We start from the raw sequence: 17,623 nt of genomic DNA, 5'->3' as shown, positions 1-17,623 counted from the left end.
TTGCCTGCCACTGTTGCCTGCCACTGTTGCCTGCCACTGTTGCCTGCCACTGTTGCCTGCCACTGTTGCCTGCCACTTATGTTCTAAGCATGGACAGGCAAATCGGGGTTCGTTTTGGTGTCGCTAGCGGCATTCCATGGGCGTTACTCCAATACCGCACATTCCCCAACGTCGAAATAGTCGCCTTCCCACGTTGCGATGACGATCATGTCACCGAGTGACGGTCCCGCCAGGTTGGGTTTCCTTTCGTGGGCTGTGCATTGTTCAAGGCTCTCGATTTGATCTCAGAACCGTCTCGTGTTCCAGTATGCTCTACCGCACGCGAAAGGCTGTGATGATCCTTCTTTGTGAACGAAGAGCTCCTCCTCATCTTCTAAAATCACATAAACAGGTCTGTTCGCCCGCGTGACCTCAATATGAAAAATCTGTTTGTCGTCACCTTCCACCAGAAGGTAGAGGCAGGATGACGAACGCTCCAACCATACGTGTTGCCGAACTCAGTTCACACCCCGAAGGCGGCCTTTCAGGCGCAGCGCCTCCGAGACAAAAACTGACTAGCGCTTAGGCAAGTTCGAACATCAGCTCCACGCCCTTTCGAGGTCTTTCACTGGGTAATGGTCCAGTCCCGAAAGTAACCGCTTTTTCGTGCTGCAAGTTTTGAGACCAAAGGGTAGATTTGCAGCTCGCAATCGATCAGGTTAATACATGATCGATCCCCCGCGCCAATCGGATAGAAGTTTGAAATGACGGAACAATCAGTCTCGCCCGCCAGCGAAGAGTACACTTGGATGACCTTTATGGGGCAAGGAGCTATGCAATGGGGCCATTCAGATCTTCTCGCTGTCGGATCCGACAAGGAACTCGCTCGGCTCGGCGAGCTCGCCACCTACTTTTCGATCCGGGGCGATAATAATGGTGGTCGTCTGGCGGACCAAATCTGGATCGTTTTTCCGCCTGTGGCCGCGAAAGGACAGGCGAACACCCTACAGCAGTTACGGGCCGGTGTTGATGCAACTCTGGCCAAGATATCGGAGGGCACAGCCACCGCCGAGCAACGCGACGATGCGTTTGGTTTCCTGTCCCCCCATTTCATGGAGAGCTATGACGGTGATGCGCTAGTCCGCGTGCTCTCGGCGGCGCCCGCGAAGACCGCCATTATTGTCGTCGAGGCCGGCCGATATCGTATGGTCACCACGCACATGCCAAACGGTAGCCCGCTCGAGGAAACCGTGCGTGCAGCGCATCTCCATCAGCTTCTGACGGAGATCGACGCGCTTTGCCGCGCCAATGCCGTCTACGTCACGCTCGATTCCGGCTTTTTTCCGCCCCAGCGGCAGGAGTCGTTGGACTTACTCATGTCGGTGGGTGACGCCGGATTCGTGTCTGGCGCCATGGTCGGCGCCGAGCCTCTCAATGCCGTCGAAGTTACTGCCAAAGTTTCGCGATGGAGCGATGCCGTCGACGCGGGCGGCATTGGCGGAGTCATTAAGGAAATCGATGGCGATGAAAGCTTCTCCGACCGGAAGCGCTTCTTCCTGAAACTCGAGTTTCTCTCTCAGGCGGGCCTTTCGGACCCGTTTCGCGATCTCCTTAAGACCAAACCGGATATGCTGGTCGAGCTGCCCGTCCAACAGGCCCTGGCGATAGCGCGGCTTTCGGAGACCGCTGACATTGACGATTTCGCGGAAACGCTTATTACGAAGGCGCTCCCAGATATACGCGACCGCGAGGACTTCGCCCAAGCGCTCGACACCGCGCTGCGATTGCGCGGCCAACGCTTGCAGTCAGCAGTGCTCGACGCGTTCCGTAGGCATCATCCCAACGCGCCAATGTTGCAGCGACTCGACGTGGTCGCTGCAGCGCGCGAAGGTGATTTCGATCGCGCCGTTACGATCTTGGCATCGATGTCCGACGGCGATTACGATGAAGAAGCTCGCTTCTATCGCCTACTCGCCGACGGCACGCGGGTTGATGGCTGGAACCCTTATACCGTGCATGCAACGATCGCCGATGAACTTCCTGACCTGGTTAGCGATGCCGGCGTCAAGATTGCGCTGCAGCTTGAGCTCGCTGGTCGGTTAGATGACAGCTTCGGGTTCCTGCTTGGACGCAGCGCCGACGTTTCCAGCCAGGAACTGCTCCTTCTGATACGGCTTGCCAGCACTGCGCTTCAAGCAGAAACACTGTTGAGTACCGATCCGATTATCGAGCAGATCATGGACCGATCGATCGCGTTTCTCGCGGCCAGTCCAAGTGACGGACGCGTTCGAACGCAGCTGGCCAAGCTGCTCGGACCTACAGAAACCGGCACGCGCGGCACCGCAATGTTGGTCACAGCCCTCATGAAGCGTTCCGTCGCGATGCCGCCAATCGATCCCCGTCCCAAGATTGCCGATCGTCCGCCTGTCATTCCGGCCGAACAGACCCGAGCGCCACTGGAACGTATCTGGAAATGGCTCGCCGAACAGGGGCAGGGCATGTGGTTGGTGGGACAGGAAATCCTGCCGGCTGAGCTGCTCGACGTATCCGCGGACGCGCTCATTGGCTCGATACTCATGCAAGCGGATTATGCCGGGAACCGCATCGCAGAGGCAGGTGATCTTGAACTGCTAAACATGTATCTGGCGGCCGCCAATGCTATTGCCCCGCTCGCCAAGCAACCCGACGAGGATCTGAATATCGCTCGAACCGTAGGAAGCAAGCTCGCTGTTGCGGGTAAGGGACAGGCAGCCCGCGACATCGCCGAGTTCATCGTCACGAACAGCGGCTACCGTCCGGAGCGGCACCGAATAGCCTTGTTCAGCTTTGCGGACATCTATGCGCGCGTCGGAATGAGAATTGAAGCGATGGTTGCGATGGCGGCTGCGCTGGAAACGCGTGGAATGGCAACTTGGGATGAAATCTGGTTCGAGACAAATCTGCTGTTCCGTCTCCTGCGCGACGCTGGCATGGCAAACCTTGCCATACCGCTGCTGTACCGGTCGCAGGAAGCCCTTGACCAGCTCGGCATCAAGGAACGTGATGGATTTCGCCTCGAAACCATGGCGCTACAAGCCAAGACCACTGTCTTTTCTCGCGATGGCGGGTCTGATGCGGACCTGATCGAATTGTTCGACGCTGCGGCCGCCAACGCGGCAGAAGTAATGGATCGAAGCGACGAAATGCTGCCGATTGCGATGATCCTGAACACGTTGGTGCATTTCGGCAATACGCGGATTCCCGAGCAGGTCGCGTCTGCTGAAGCGCTTCTACAGAAGATTGTTATCGCGCTGCCACCTGAGCAGCGGCCCATGATTAAAGCGTCGGGTCGATTCCCGACACTCGCTGACATTGTCGACGTGGCACGCGGCCTTGATAACGCCCGCTACGCTGTCGATGCGGGCTACGACTTGAGGCACTTGCGCGTTATGACGCGCACGCTGGTCGGAAACGCTCTGGCCGATGTCGACCCCAATGCGCTGACCTATGTGGTGGAAGCGTCGGCGGACCGTGCCATCGAGCTTCGGGCCGCAGACGGCAGGCTCTTCGAGGTCGAGCGCCTGCTGACGCGAGCAGATGCTCCCTATGAGGCGGCGATCGCGCTGAGTCGATCAGATGCTGCGATCGTCGGCATGGCTCTGTTCGACAACCAACTCGCCACCGTCGAATTCGAGAACGGCGATATTTCGGACATCACGATCGAGCCAGAAGGCACCTTTTCGGTCGGAGCGCTCGATCGCTGGAGCGAGCGATTCCCCAAGGACTATGCCCTGGATTCAGTAAGCGAAGCCGAGATGCGTGAAAGCGTCGCGGCCTTGGGTGTGACCAAGTTGCCCAAGCGGTCGATCATTGTTGCAGATGGGAGACTACAGAGATTACCCGCTAATCTTCTGACTATTGATGGAGCGTCTGTCGGATTCAGTCATGCAATCGGCGTGACGCCCTCGCTCGAATGGTTGACAGCTTCACGGCAGCTCGACCGGAAGGGGAACGGCTCGGCGCGCATGTGGATTCCGGTTCCCTCTGCAGGCGAGGGACCCGGTCCCCTTGCCATGATGGCAGATGAGGTGGCGCCAATCCTGGCCGAACATGGTGTGGACCTCGAGCGAGGCAAACAGCCATCCCCAGGATTTGCCGACGCCGATGTCGCGATTATCGGTGCTCACGGCGGTCTAACCGAGGTGAACCGCTATTTTCGGTCGATGAGCGACGACGGACACGGCGTTACCGAGATCGCACAGATCGCCGAGGTCACCCGCAAGGCACGTCTGACCATCCTGTTCGTGTGCTCGGGTGGCCGCATCGATCCGCACCCGGAAACCGGAATGGCGATTGGTCTCGCGAAGCAAATCCTCGCGCGCGGCAGCGCCGCCGTGATTGGACCGGCTTGGCCGATTCCGTTCTTTGTCGCACGTCCTTGGCTGAAGGGTTTCCTAAATGCTTGGCAGGAAGGTATGATGGTGCTGGACGCTTGTCACGCGGCCAACCGCTGCGTCTCCGACATAACCAGCTGGGACCCTAAGCGCGCTCTTGCCATGTCGCTCTACGGTGATCCCTTTATTCGCAAGGACGCCTGATATGGTTGCGTTCGCAAATCGTTGAAGCTACCGGGCCGACGGTTTGCGATCGAGCATTGTCCCGGTCATTAGAGTCGGGACCCTCGCGCAAAAAGCACTGAAAAGGCGTCTCTGAAACTCCAGCGGCTGAAACGATAGTCCGCTTTGTTATGTGGCGCGACAAATGCCGCCATTCCGCAATCGGCCCCAAAGCCGCCATTGCCTCGGAGCGGACAAACGGCAGTAATGTCCACACTTCGGTTGTCCGACTCCATCAGCACGAAGGTCCGCTTCGCGCAACCAAGCACGTCGATACGGTGGTCGTGTTCGGCTGGAAGCGGCCGTTAGATGACCTCAAGGTATCGGGTCTAAAAAACTTAAATATTCGAAATAGAATAGTAAGTAGAAGGTATCAAATCGCTTTCGGACTATTATTTTGAGAATTTCTCTGTGGACGACTTTAAGTTCCAATTAGACAGGTTATGGTTAAGCTTTTGATTTAATTGTTAAATAAATTTGGCAAGGGTACTGGGAGGAAGTTTTCCAGATTTGAAGCCAAGTTTTCCACAATTCATCTTCCTGGTGCACTTCGTCCTTTCGTTCATTGCGCGCACATTTGTTTTGAAACAAGAAACAGGAGTTTTCGCATGCACCTTACTGCACCCGATGAAATTTTTACGAGCCAGGAGGCTGCTGAGTATCTCGGTAGGAGCCGCCGCCAGATACAGCGTCTCCTCACCAGCGGAAAGCTCAATGCAGTGCGCCCGAATGGGCGGTGGGTAATCTCCGCCATCTCACTGTGGCGTTATCTTGGAATTGCAGATGACATGATGCTGCTCTGGGAGCGCCGTGGGCTGGATGAATCCGGACCTTCAGCTGAAATCTATAAAGTTCAACAGCTTACGTAGATCGGGTCGTGAGGGGTTAGCCCAAATCCATCGGATTTCGCGCAACCCCTTTTGACCCGAAGTCGCCCACTGTCGTCCCATGTCGCCTTAAGACACCACGAGACACCTAAAGGCGCCACCCGTCACTCTAACAGATAAAGCCCATCACGATGAAGCCAAGCCAATTGGCGTCATCCGCAAAAAGTGGTGGCCGAATTAAGAAAAGATAAACTGATGCTAGACCAGAAAAATTCGCCTCCAATGATTTCAGATCTTGAGATTGCCCTTCGCTTAAAAGAGATGCCTTATCAAACGCGCAGTTCGACTATCAAATCTCTGAGGAAACTCCGCCAGACAGCCGGAAATGATGGAGACCTGAGTGTTGAAGATGTTCGGCATATCGTTGCATATCCCGATCCAAAGTTACGTAATAATCTGGGACATAAAGCATCCCAAGTATTCTCTGATTCTCGGAGGGCCCTGAAAGTTTGGGATGAATATCCCATTCAAAGACTTGCTATTAAGCTGCGGGGTAAAGTGGTGACATTGGAACATGCCATCGATGCTGCGCACCTGAATTTTCCACCTGAACGCGCCACACGAGCTGAAATGGCCATGCGGGCGTTCGCCAAACATCTGAACCAGCCAGTTGAAGCAATCATTGCGACTGAGGCGGTTGTCGGTCCAAAATTAATTGCTCTGACCCCGGAAGATCTCGCCGTCGGCACTGATCAAACCCTGAAGAACAAGAAGACCCTCATTCGTTCGGCCCTTCGTCTTGTCGATCCCGTTTGCCTCGGTCGTATGCACAGCGACACGACACGGCTTCCGGAAGTTTGGAGTACAACGCTTGAAATGCTTGTCTCTCGTGCCCCCAAGCACTCACCTTCTATCGCCGCGATTTTTCGCCGTCTGGCAACCAGGTCTGATTTTGAGGGAATGACCCCTGACGAATTGACCAAGGGTGACCTCGAAGGCTTCTTGTATCAGGAGCGTCAAACGCACGCAAAGCCTTTCGGAAGGAAGCTCGGGATGGCAATTAAAATATGGAACGGTGCAATCAATGAGGGCGCGCTCAATGCGACGCCTTTCATTCGGAGCCGCCAGACCGAACGGTTGCCCGACGTACCATGGGGTGCCGTCCCTCTATCCATTCGCGAGCCACTCGATGCGTTGCTCGGACGAGCTTCGATCGCTGACCGAAGCGGCGGCGTCTGGGAAGATCTAATCGATGACGACCTCGGAGTCCCTGATGCAGAAACTAACGGCGAAGCAGAAAACGTCGATCTGACAATAGACCCGGCGACTGCCGAGCTGTGGCGCAGGTCTCTAAAACGCATATGGCATGCCGCTGCACATGATGAGGGAGGAAAAGGAGCGCCGGAAACCCTCGAAACACTGTTTACTGTGCAGAATGCTCGCTCTTTTGTCACGGCGGTTTGGACCTGTCGCAAAAAAAATCTCGATAAGGCGGGGGAAGACTGGGAATCCAATAAGAAAGGGATTTACGAAACAGGTCTACTAAGAACATTTGTTAATGCTGGACGAATTCTGGGTGTCGAGGATAGTCAGCTTGAAAAGATTCGGGCCTTCATTAACAAGATCGACCCTGCTGTCGTCGGCAAAAAGAGAATGCCAGATGGCACGACAAAGTTGATTTACGAAGAAACCAGGATCGGTCCAAAACACGCTGACATGTTAAGAGCGTTTAACCACGACAGTGTTTTGGCGCGTTGGTTCAAGGCACCGGAACTGCTCTGGGCAGCCGCGTTGAAGGGCAAATCCCGTAAAAACGGTTTTAATGAACACGACGCTGCCTTGGCGCGTTCCGCTTTAATCCTGCAAATACTGCAGCGTGTTTCCCCTCTAAGGCGCAATAACCTTGCGCGGCTTCGAATCTCCGGACCCAATCCTCACATTCATCTCCCAGTTGGGAACGGGGAGGGTCGCCTGCTCCTGCCAGCGGTTGAGTTGAAGAATCTTCGGGCAATTGAGGTGCGCATCGACGCTGATACAGTGCGCATGATCAGAGAGTTCGTAAAGACATTCAGGCCGTTTGCAATCGCGCGCGAAGGGGTGTCGGACGGTAATGAACACCTTTTCCCTGGTGCTACAAATAAACGCCCAGAGCACGGCTTTGATGCAGAATACTCGGACGGGTATGGCTACCACTCGCCGAATGCTTTCAGTGCCATGTATTCGAAGCATATGATGAGAAAATGTGCATTGAAGGTCGATATGCATGTGGCCCGCCATATCGCAGCCAAGGTCATTCTGGATATTGACCCCAGCGCTATGGGGCTCGTTCAGGAGATTCTTGAACATAGACGTATCGAGACAACTCGTGCGTACTATGCTGAAGTCAGCAAGTTGATAGCGCAGAAAAGATACCTGCAACTTCTTGATAAGGCTACTTTGCGAGCACTCGGGAAGATTGATTTCAGGGTTGAGTTCGAGAAACAGTTGGGGGCATAGAGCATGGCAAAGCAGATCAGAAAATCGCTTCCTATTGCTCAGTGGCCGGCCGATATCCAAGAGCGCTTCCTCAACGTCTTCAGTGACAAAGAGGCAACCCATCTCGCGTGTTTGAGGCAAATGATGGGTCGATGGATACTTGACGCAGAACAGGATGGAGTGCCACCGAACTTGGTGACGCCCTCACTTATCACACGGCGTTCAGAAGGTCTGATCCCGGCACATCGCTCTAAAATGAAGCAAGCGCTCTTCGAGGTGTTTGAAGTGCCTTGCACCTTCGTTTCGCCGGATAAGCAAATTCAATCCAGTGAAAAGGAGAAGCTGTCCGATTTGGTTCAGCGGCATCTTCAGCGTTTTCCTACAGATTGGCATGACCGAGCTGTCCCGATGTTATACGTCTGTCCGGAAGGGCTCGCGGACGGTGCTATAATTGATGCACGAGCATTCTCATCCATAAAGTCTACAATGGAGTTGGCGGGGCAATATTTTGATTTTTGTCGTGCCAACGACCTGCCGGTTGATCTCGATCGGGTTCCCTTCCGTTCATGGGTAGCTCATCGACGCAAACGTTTCGCTATCGGTGATTTCTCTATATATACGATGGTGATTGAAGCTGGGCGCCTTCTGACGCTTGGAAGAGACGTCTACCCGGAACGTGACTGGGGATGGCTCTCCAAATTCTTGGCGAAGATGAAAAGTTTAGCTAAATATCATCCGACCCGTGCGAATGGGCGTCACGTAAATATTGAGGAACTGCACATTGCGGCTCTGCAAGGTATGGAGGCCGCTCTTGAAGCTCATGAGTTTTCTTCAGGATACCGTGGTAAACTTCAAGCACATACGCTCGCCAGAACGATGCTATCGATCCTGATGTTGATAAATTCACCGATCCGGATCTCATCGCTTGCCGCGCTTGATATAGAACATCACTTTGATCCGGAGATGACACGGCTGCATTTATCTCCTTTGGAGACGAAGGACCGAAATCGAGACGAGCGTGCGATCCCTGAGCGTCTCAGGGCAGTGATCTTAACCTACATTCGTCATCATAGGTCGCTCGTCGCACCTGAGGATGAAACACGTCTATTTATAGGGTGGAAAGGCGCGCCCTGCACACCGGGTCACTTAAGTGAGTGCATCGGTGATATGACGGAAGCGTTGTTTGGTAGCCGTGTTTCGGCTCACATGATCCGAAATGTGATAGCCGCTTTTATTGTTTCAGAATCCCCAGCTGAACGCGGACTTGCGTCTGAGGTCCTGAACCATCGCCGCAGTTCTACCACTGACACCTATAGCGCAAACAGCAATGGTATTGTGGCGTCTCGAAAGCTGAGTGCTGCCGCAGATGCGGAGAAAATTCGCCTTGGTATAGGACCAAAAATTATGCAGAAAAAGTCGAAGCGCTCTCGACCGTCTGGCAGGCGAAAGCACAGGGGCACGGAGACCTGATGTCACATGCCGAGATGAGCGTCCTTGCATAGATGTTTCCAGCGTACAGCTTCTAAAAGGTGAGATCGCAAAATTGCTACGGCTTCATAGTTGAGCCGGTAGATATGAATGGTTCTTTTAGAATATTTGCTCGTTATCCACGTACATATGTCAAATAGAACCCCTTAACCATACGATGTTCTTGAAGGCGATCGCCAAGGTTAAAGCCAGCTCGACTCAATGGGGGTTGGAAAATATCCAAGCCTCTATCCAATACAATTTTCCAGCCAGTGTCAGTTACGATATCTCGAGCATGAGCTGTTCCCGAAGTGTCGAAGGCCCAAGTGAAATCAACTCCTGATCCAGTGCAAGCTTCGGAGATGCTCTCGAGAAGTTCGCGTTGCTTCTGGACCTCACCGTCATTTGCACCAGTGACAAGATGAACTGAGACCTGATCTTCGGGCGCTTTGCGCCGAATGATCATTTCAACAAATTCCATCATGTTCTTGATCTGATAATAATAGCGGATGTAGGGATCAGTCACCATAATCCGCGAAGCGCCGTCGGTGTAGGGGCCGAAGAGTGTATCGAACCTTACGCCTTTCCGGTTCTCAGCAAAAGTGTGGTGCCCTTCTTCGAGTGTCGGCTTGGATGGCTTCGCTATAAATGTAGGACTTGCTACATTTGCGTCGGTTTCAATCAAGTTCTCATTAAGCTCGTCGACATTGTCGGAGGGTGGTTGTGTGTCTTGTCCAGGTTTCCGGTGATAAAACTGGGGATACTCCTGTTCTTCTACAGTCTGGATGCTGTGTTTCTCGCCGTCTGAGCCAGTGTAGTAGAAATCGACTTCTGGATATGTTGCGTCAATCCGGAACAGCTGATCTTTCACACGCTTGCGGCTCTCCAAGGCGAGTTGCAGCAGTTCCTCAACATCTTCAGCACTCTCACCGCCTGCAGGGAAGATGATCTTGAGGAGGCCTGACATCGTTTTGTAGACGGCATCGCGGTCTCGGGTCGAAATTTTCGCGCTGATCTGGAAATACTGATCCGGACGGTTCGAAAAGTCTTCCTGACGCAATTGGCGTAGAACTTCAGCCAGATAATCAACAATGAACCCATATCCACTGGTGAACATCTCTCCCCGGATCACATCGATCTCCCAGCCAGGAAGGTAGGCGTGCAGACGGTCAATGAATGCGGAGTCGTGGAATTGCGGAGGGAGAGCTTCGAACAGATCGCTATTCTTCAGCATGAAGGGCACATTGTGGTCGGTGTTCCCAACGAAGGCAAAGCTGGCCTCGGCACCCATGGGGCTCACCCCGCGCGAGAAAGTCTTGTTTGCCATGTAGTTCTTCATGATGTCGACGAGCGCTTTGTTGGCGGTTTTCTCACGCCCCGCAAATTCGTCAAATGCTACTACGTCCCAGTAGCCTACCAAGCCGATACGACCATTTGAGTTGTTGACGAAGAGCTTCGGGATCGAGACTTCGCCGCCTGAAATCAATTGGCCGTGAGGTGAAAACTCAGAAAAGATGTGAGATTTCCCGGTTCCCTTAGGGCCCAGTTCAATCATGTTGTAGTTACGCTCAACGAAGGGAATTAGACGCATCAGCTGCAGCAGCTTACTGCGCTGCCCGAAAGCTGCTGGATCAAAGCCAATGGATTGCATCAGCAGGTCGATCCATTCGTCTTTGCTGAACTGAGCGCGGGCGGTCTTGTAACCTTCGTAGTCTACCTTAGCGATCTGGATCGGCTTAATCGTTTCCAACATCCAAGGGGACGTACGCGTATCCTCGGAAAACTCGTATTGGACATCAGCGATGCACCAGACACTTGTCACCAGGAGTTTGGGGTGGGCCTTGACCGTGCCACTGTCTACAGCGACCTTCTTAATTCCAAGATTGTCAAAAACCGCCTCATAGCTGTCGGTCTTTTCGTTCAACGAAACGCTGATTTGGTCGATGACTTTATAGCGGCCTTTTTCCTTAATCGTAGACTGGATCAGCCCTGCCTCATTGCGGTGCACGTAATGCTTGCGCAGGATGTCTTTGACCGTCTCGATACCGCTCTGGATGGATGCTTCATCGTCAGTCGCACAGTATTGCCCCAGCAGGTATTCAAGGACATAGGTCGGGACGATTGCGTTGCCTTTTACGGCCTTTACCAGATCTTTGCGTACGACGTAGCCGGCAAAGTGTTCGTTTGTCTTGTCATCGAGTGAGCTCATGACTGCTCCTTAAAAATCGAAATCGGTTGAGATGCCGCGGCGCAGCTGAAAAGGGTGGCTTGCATACTCTTCAAAGTGGCTGGTTTTGCCGATGCGTTCTCGTAGTTTGAGGAAGACATCCTGATTATTGAAGCGGTCAGCCTCACGCGAGAGCAGGAAAGTGACGGGGAATTCCCGTTCGCGCGGGTTTTGCGAAATGAAGTCAAAGGTCAGCTGGTGTTCGTCGGAAATCAACGTCCCATCCTGGGCGTATATCCCGGCCAACAGATCGCGCTGCTGTTGCTTTTCTGAAACCGACTGTGCCTGATAGAGTGCAACGGATGTCTGGCCGGAGGAGATCAGGCTGCGGCTTGGTGCAATGATCTGGACTTCGACTTTACCAATATCTGCCTCGCGGCGTTTTCCAACGCGCAGCACGGGAATAACAACTTCTTGAAGCGTTGCTCCGCCGTGGACAAAACGGCTGGCGGATCCTTTCTTGCGAATTCTGTTGATTGAGTTTGGGATCAACACATCCAGATCGCCAGCCAGACTGAGTTGTGATGAAGTGAACTTCTTCATGCCGGGTGTTTCGTTAAATCCTCGACCGAGTAAGAAACGTCGATCTCGGTGTAGAATTTCGGAAGCCATGGGATCGGCAACAGAATAATCGGTTTCTTCAAGGGATCGATGCTGGTATAGAAATCCATGATCAGCCGTGATCAGTATGTTCGAAAAATTTGCGGTAGTCAGCTTGCGGACAAGCTTCGTGAGGTCTTGAATGGCATCTTCGGCTGCTTCAGTCGCGCGTGTTTCTGAAGCGAGGTCATGGCCAACCTTATCGATCCGGTCGTGATACAAATAGAGGATATCATTGTCGCGGAAGAGGGCCTTACCCTCATCAGCTTTCATCGCCATAAATTCGTCAGCCTTCATGGCCTTTGCACGATCACCATCGCGTCCTTTACCCAGGATTTTTTCTCGGTTCTTCGTACCTTGTGTCGGATCCCCGAAGGAAGACACCGCACCGTCGCCAGATAGGGTCATGTCTTTGTTCGGCAGGAGAGCGGCCATTCCCAGCTGCGTGTAACTCGGCAGAGAACTGAGCATTGGTTTCAGATCGGCGTCAAAACGGTTAAGTTTGCGGATCTCCCGCAGGCATTCCTCGGCCACTTCAAAGCGTAGTGCGTCCGAAATGACGACGACAATCTTCTGATCACGACGACGGAATTCGGCAGCTTGATCAAGGTAGAAGTCCGATTGCTTCGGGTAGCCGGGCACTGCCCAATCCGTCATCTTGGCAATCTGATCCTGCCATGCATCGTTCACTGTCTGGAGGAAGTTTGTAGTGTAACGGTTTTCTACGCTTTCAAAAAGGGCTCCCAGCAAGGAAGCCTGTCCACTTTTCTGCATGTGGTAGATGAACTTGCGATAGAGCTGATCGATCTTGAACCATGTCGTAACATATCGCTTCACGCCCTCCGCTGCTGACGTCATCCCAAGCGTCGCCTCGGAAAGAGCTTGCTGAAACTCGGTCGCGTAGCCGATCGCCTCGTAGACGTCGCGGTAGATTGCGTACCAGTGGCTCTGCCGCCGTTCTCGGACGGTTTTCAGCACCTCGGCAGAGGTAACGGTCTGGCTGGACATCTCGGCCACCAGCAGCCGGATGATTTGCCTATCAATTTCTTCGAAGTGGTCGATGGTGCGCAGGGCCTTGATGTCGCGCTCGCGCAGATCCTCAGCGATGCGCAGGATATCTTGATATTTCTGGCTCAATGTCTCGAAGGGTTCCGCGCCCAGACGGTTGTTCTTCCAGCGGCGATAAACCAACAACGCTTCACTGTTCAGCTTGCCGTCTTCCCCAAGGGCTCGACAGTAACATGACTGGAACAGCGTGATGGCGAAGTCTTCGAAATCCGGCTCGTCCGTGACGTAGCCGTAGGCATTCGCTACTTGCTTCCAGAAGAACTCACTCAGGCCCGCGCGGTCCATGAGGCGTAGCGCGTCGTCTCGACCCTCGGCGAGTTGGCCGAGCAGCGTCTCAATCACCGTGTCCAGCGCGCCATCTGCATCGGCGCAAACCGCCAGCATTTTGCGCTGTACGGCAGCGACGGAATCCGAGGGTCGCTCTGCTTCCAGCTCTTTCAGGCGCGCCATCCTCTTGCCGGATACGTAAAACTCTTTGTGGTCGCGCACTGCGGCCTCGTATTTGCTGGGTAGGCCAAGCTCTGCCAGCCAAATAGCCGCCTGATCGGCTCTGAAGACCGCGGTGGCAATCTGCAGATCCAGCAGCCAGTTATCGGTCATTTCTGGCTCCGGCCCGTCCTTGAACACCAGGAACTTCTGCGCAGGCTCTTGCCGCAGCATCCGGTATTTCAGCCCAAACTCGTTGTTGGCGATCTCGAGTTTTTCGACGCCGTCCAGTTCCATGGCTTCATAGGCACCGCGCATGTCGTGTGCGGTGTCGTACCAGAATACGATGCGGTGCTCTTCGAACAGGCGCGCCAGTCCGGCGGTTATCCGGTCCGACATCAGCTAAGCCCCACGATCTTTTTCAACGCGGTGCCGAACAGCGGGTAGTTCACCTTTACTCCGTCATCGAGGTCGATCTCGATCTTCTGCTGGGCGAGGGGGAAGATCACTTCGCGTTCCCATTCGTTCAGCTCGTCGATCTGCTTGGCTACTATGCTGGCGTCCTTGATCGCCTTAGTGCGTTGCGCTTGGGTGGCGGTCGCGTCATCCGACAGCTTGTCGAGGCGGGCGCGCTCACCTTCCAGCTTGCTGATGAATTCGCGCAGGTATTCGTTGAGCAGAACCGACACCGTGTCGCTTTGATAGCGGTGCATGTAGATCAGCGCGTTGAACGTGCCCTTGGGGCTGGAGAACATCCAGTAGATCGGGCGTTTTTTGTAGCGCTTCACGTGGTCGGCGTAGAAATCCTTGGTGAAGTATTTGCGGATGTCCTTACCAAGCGCATCCTCGATATAGCGCAGGTTCTCGCGGAAATGCGCCTCGCCGAAGGTGGTGCGCAGGAACAGGCGGAAGCGGTCGGTAATGTCGTCGGGAAACCAGTCGGCGTCGAGCACGGGGATGACGTTGTCTTCGTCCGGCATGAAGGTCGGCTCGGGGACGCGGGCGAGGTAGTCGTCCAGCGTCTCGCCCTGATTGGCGAGGATCAGGCCGGGGGCGTCGAGGCTGTAGCGCCCGAACATGCAGCCCACGGCGTAGGAGAGGAACTCGGCCATTGTATCGGCGCGCAGGCGGGTCTCGTTCGCTGCGGCGTCGTTCTTGATGCCATAGCGATAGGCGGGGTTGCAGGTGAGGGTGATCTCGTTCAGCGGTACCTCGGGGGTCAGCTCGTCTTGCAAGCCGTAAGCGTTGATGAAGATGCGGTTGTTCTCTTCCTCCAACGTAAGCATCTCGTCTGTCATGCCCTGCCAATGGGTGCGGAGGGTGGTGTAGGTGCCCTCCAGTGTCTCGGCACCATGATCGGGTTGGAGCAGCGGGAGCGTGGTGAAATCCCATGAGGTTTCGTAGGCGTCCCAGTCGGAACGATGCAAACCGATAGCTTGTTCACTATTCTGGACTACAGCATCCTTATTCGAAAGTTCTCTTACCGGTATTTTTCCCACCGGTCCCTCATGAAAGTCGATTGTCGGGGCAACGAAAGTCAAAAGGTTCTCTACAACCTTCGAATTCATAAGCGCCAAAGGATATTTTATAGGAATATCTGCTACCTGAAAGCACATCGATCCTTTAGTCTCGAACATACTTCCAGCCTCTGCAAAGCGCATAGAGAGCTTTGTGCTACTTACCGTAGACCAAGTCATTCCTTCCTTGAAGTAGTAATTCGGGTTCCTGATTACAGAGCCTGATTCAGACTTTATTCTTGTTCCATCGAATTGCCAGTCAACAACAACACTATTGTTTCCATACCAGCGTCGAAATGGGCCACCTTTGTTACAGGGGAACCACCTCAGCTGGCTGCTCTCAGCTTCTTGTGCCGACTTGAAGCCAAATCCAATAGCCATATGACCCACCTCAAACCACTCGCGGATATAGTCATCATTTCGACCCGTTTGCATCCCCACTTTGGGGACCGCGATCGAAGCAAGTGGCGCGTCATTTTCAAATGAGTTCAGAACCTCTTCACTTGCCCAAAAAGCAATTGGGCGACCTGGGATACGCTTAATGTTGGCGATTGTTGACCTGAAGGAAATTCTCGATCCATTTTCGTTAGAGATATCTGAGATGTCGGTAACTCCATCGCGATCTCTGTATTCGTCGAAGTCATACTTGTATGAACTATCTTTTTTTGCATTTAAGAAGATCGCGCTGATATCGCTTGGGTGTAGGTGCTGAAAATTTCTTTTGTGGAGCCTAAAGAAGCTCCCATTTTTCTCTGGTCTGTTTGCTTTGTTCAAGACGAATGCCACTGATCCCCAATCAATGCCAAATATTCCCCGCCCCATATGGAGAAGAGATTCGAACGAACAACTATCTGTTATTTTGAAGCGAAGCTTCTCGAATGAAGAGAGAAATAGCCATGAAGGTAGGTTGATCATGCCTACATAGCCGCAAGTAGTAGTTAAATTTAAGCATCGAACCATAAACATGGAATATAGATCCGTTCGGCTGTCCGCATAATGCTTCTTGACCCAACTTGCTAAAGCCCCATTCATCCCCCCGCTGCCCATATACGGCGGGTTAGCCACCACCACATGATACTTCGGCGACAGCGCCTCGGCCATGCGCAACACGGCGACGACGCGCTCTTGCACCTCCTTCAGCAGCAGGTCCCCGCCGAAGTCCCGTGCCTCCACCACCCGCAGCGCCTCTGCCGGATCGCGTAGCTTCGGCACGATCAGCGAGCCGAAGTTCTTGGCATGCTCGAACTGCCCCAGCGTCTCACGCAGCTCATCCGTGAACAGATCCTTGCCCACCACGGCGGCCACGTCCTGCATCTCGGCCTCTGTAAAGGTCACGTTTTGCAACACGCAGATGTCGGGCTTTGCCTCCATCCGCAAAAACCGCCGCCGCCCCAGCTTGGCCGCCGCCTTCATCGCCAGCGCAAAGGCGGCCAGCGCGCCCGCGCGGTCGTCAATCTCTACCCCCGTCAGGTTGTGCGTCAGGATCAGCGCGGGGATCTCGGTCGCGTCATATCCCTCTTCCTCGTAGATGGCGTAGAGCAGGTCAAAGGCATAGGTCAGCATGTGCCCCGACCCGGCGGCGGGATCGCAGATGCGGATGTCTTCCGGCTTGGTGATGCGCAGGAAATCCGTCTCGGGCTCTTCCGGCGCGATGTAGTAGTCCATCCGTTCGGCCAGACGGCTTTGCGGCCGGTTCAGCAGCCAGAGCCGCCCCAGCGAGTTCTCGACCAGATAGCGGACGATCCAGTGCGGGGTGAACAGCTGCGTCGCGGCGGGGATGTTCTCGGCCGTGATCTTCTGGTTCTTCTTCAGACCCGCAAAGACCTGATCCTTTTTCTCCGAGATATAGAACTGGTAGAGCCAACCGATGATCTCGACATCCTGACAGGCGTCCTCGGTCATGACCTTGCGCAACTCAGACAGGATGGAGGTCTGCGACAGCAGATCCTCGGGCATCAGTAGTTCGGTGTAGTCGTCGATCTGTTCGAACAGAAACGGCATCGGCCCGTGCCATTGGTTGCAGGTATGGACCAGCAGCGCACGGTACGCCTCTGCCTGCGGATCATTGGAGGGCGTGCGCCCGTCGAGCAGGGCCGCGATAGTGGCAGGAGCGCCATCCGGTAGGTTGCCCGCCATCGCCTCTGACAGGATCTCAGGCCGGGTTTGACCGTCAGCAGGGGACACGACCCGCACCTGAGTGTAGCCGTTGGCATCCATAAAGCGCAGGGCGGTGAACCGGTTGAACCAAGTGTAGGCGGTGGCCTCGATGACCTGTTTGCGGCTGTCGCGGTTGATGGCTTTTTCAAGGTCTTTCACAGCTTGCGGATTTTCGCGGCGGACAGGGGACCCTTCGGCCACCACAAGGTCAAGCTTGGCCGTAACCTGATCTATCAAAAGGTTACGAGCGCCTTGGGCGAATTTTTTGAGAGCGTTGGTGTCCAT

General features: G+C 54.2%; 8 protein-coding genes. 5 read left to right on the top strand and 3 right to left on the bottom strand.

The window, feature by feature from the left end; translation table 11 throughout:
* The 5 genes from Q0903_RS15090 to Q0903_RS15070 all read left to right on the top strand — a co-directional run.
* Positions 1–221: hypothetical protein (locus Q0903_RS15090; protein WP_299416783.1), on the top strand; the 221-nt coding region annotated here is incomplete at its 5' end.
* 522 nt (positions 222–743) lie between these two features.
* Positions 744–4,556 carry a hypothetical protein gene (locus Q0903_RS15085; protein ID WP_299416782.1) on the top strand — a complete coding sequence of 1,271 codons (3,813 nt, stop codon included), beginning with the start codon at positions 744–746 and terminating at the stop codon, positions 4,554–4,556.
* Positions 4,557–5,182: 626 nt separating this feature from the next.
* Entirely contained in the window at positions 5,183–5,443 is a 261-nt protein-coding gene (locus tag Q0903_RS15080; protein WP_299416781.1) for a helix-turn-helix domain-containing protein, read from the top strand.
* 213 nt (positions 5,444–5,656) lie between these two features.
* Positions 5,657–7,897, top strand: coding sequence for a hypothetical protein (locus Q0903_RS15075; protein ID WP_299416780.1), 2,241 nt, complete (start codon positions 5,657–5,659; stop codon positions 7,895–7,897).
* Between the two features lie 3 nt (positions 7,898–7,900).
* Positions 7,901–9,346: a site-specific integrase gene (locus Q0903_RS15070; RefSeq protein ID WP_299416779.1), complete on the top strand. Its 1,446-nt coding sequence runs from the start codon at positions 7,901–7,903 to the stop codon at positions 9,344–9,346.
* Positions 9,347–9,479: 133 nt separating this feature from the next.
* On the opposite strand, the gene brxL is transcribed toward Q0903_RS15070, so the two are convergent.
* The 3 genes from brxL to pglX are packed head-to-tail and all read right to left on the bottom strand — an operon-like array spanning position 9,480 to position 17,623.
* Positions 9,480–11,552 (bottom strand): BREX system Lon protease-like protein BrxL, encoded by a 2,073-nt coding sequence (gene brxL, locus Q0903_RS15065; protein WP_299416777.1) that lies wholly within the window; start codon positions 11,550–11,552, stop codon positions 9,480–9,482.
* Between the two features lie 9 nt (positions 11,553–11,561).
* Complete coding sequence (gene pglZ, locus Q0903_RS15060) at positions 11,562–14,063, bottom strand: BREX-1 system phosphatase PglZ type A (protein ID WP_299416775.1); 2,502 nt, start codon at positions 14,061–14,063, stop codon at positions 11,562–11,564.
* Positions 14,063–17,623, bottom strand: a complete 3,561-nt coding sequence (gene pglX, locus Q0903_RS15055) for a BREX-1 system adenine-specific DNA-methyltransferase PglX (protein WP_299416773.1) — start codon at positions 17,621–17,623, stop codon at positions 14,063–14,065. Before pglX ends, pglZ begins: the two co-directional genes overlap by 1 nt.

Source organism: uncultured Sulfitobacter sp., assembly GCF_947502895.1.
Lineage (GTDB): Bacteria > Pseudomonadota > Alphaproteobacteria > Rhodobacterales > Rhodobacteraceae > Sulfitobacter.
This window is presented reverse-complemented; position numbering and strand designations above follow the sequence as displayed.

Bases quoted from the DNA above. Each gene is read 5' to 3' on its own strand.
- pglZ (WP_299416775.1), bottom strand. From the start codon at position 14,063: ATGTCGGACCGGATAACCGCCGGACTGGCGCGCCTGTTCGAAGAGCAC.
- Q0903_RS15075 (WP_299416780.1), top strand. From the start codon at position 5,657: ATGCTAGACCAGAAAAATTCGCCTCCAATGATTTCAGATCTTGAGATT.
- pglX (WP_299416773.1), bottom strand. From the start codon at position 17,623: ATGGACACCAACGCTCTCAAAAAATTCGCCCAAGGCGCTCGTAACCTT.
- brxL (WP_299416777.1), bottom strand. From the start codon at position 11,552: ATGAGCTCACTCGATGACAAGACAAACGAACACTTTGCCGGCTACGTC.
- Q0903_RS15085 (WP_299416782.1), top strand. From the start codon at position 744: ATGACGGAACAATCAGTCTCGCCCGCCAGCGAAGAGTACACTTGGATG.
- Q0903_RS15080 (WP_299416781.1), top strand. From the start codon at position 5,183: ATGCACCTTACTGCACCCGATGAAATTTTTACGAGCCAGGAGGCTGCT.
- Q0903_RS15070 (WP_299416779.1), top strand. From the start codon at position 7,901: ATGGCAAAGCAGATCAGAAAATCGCTTCCTATTGCTCAGTGGCCGGCC.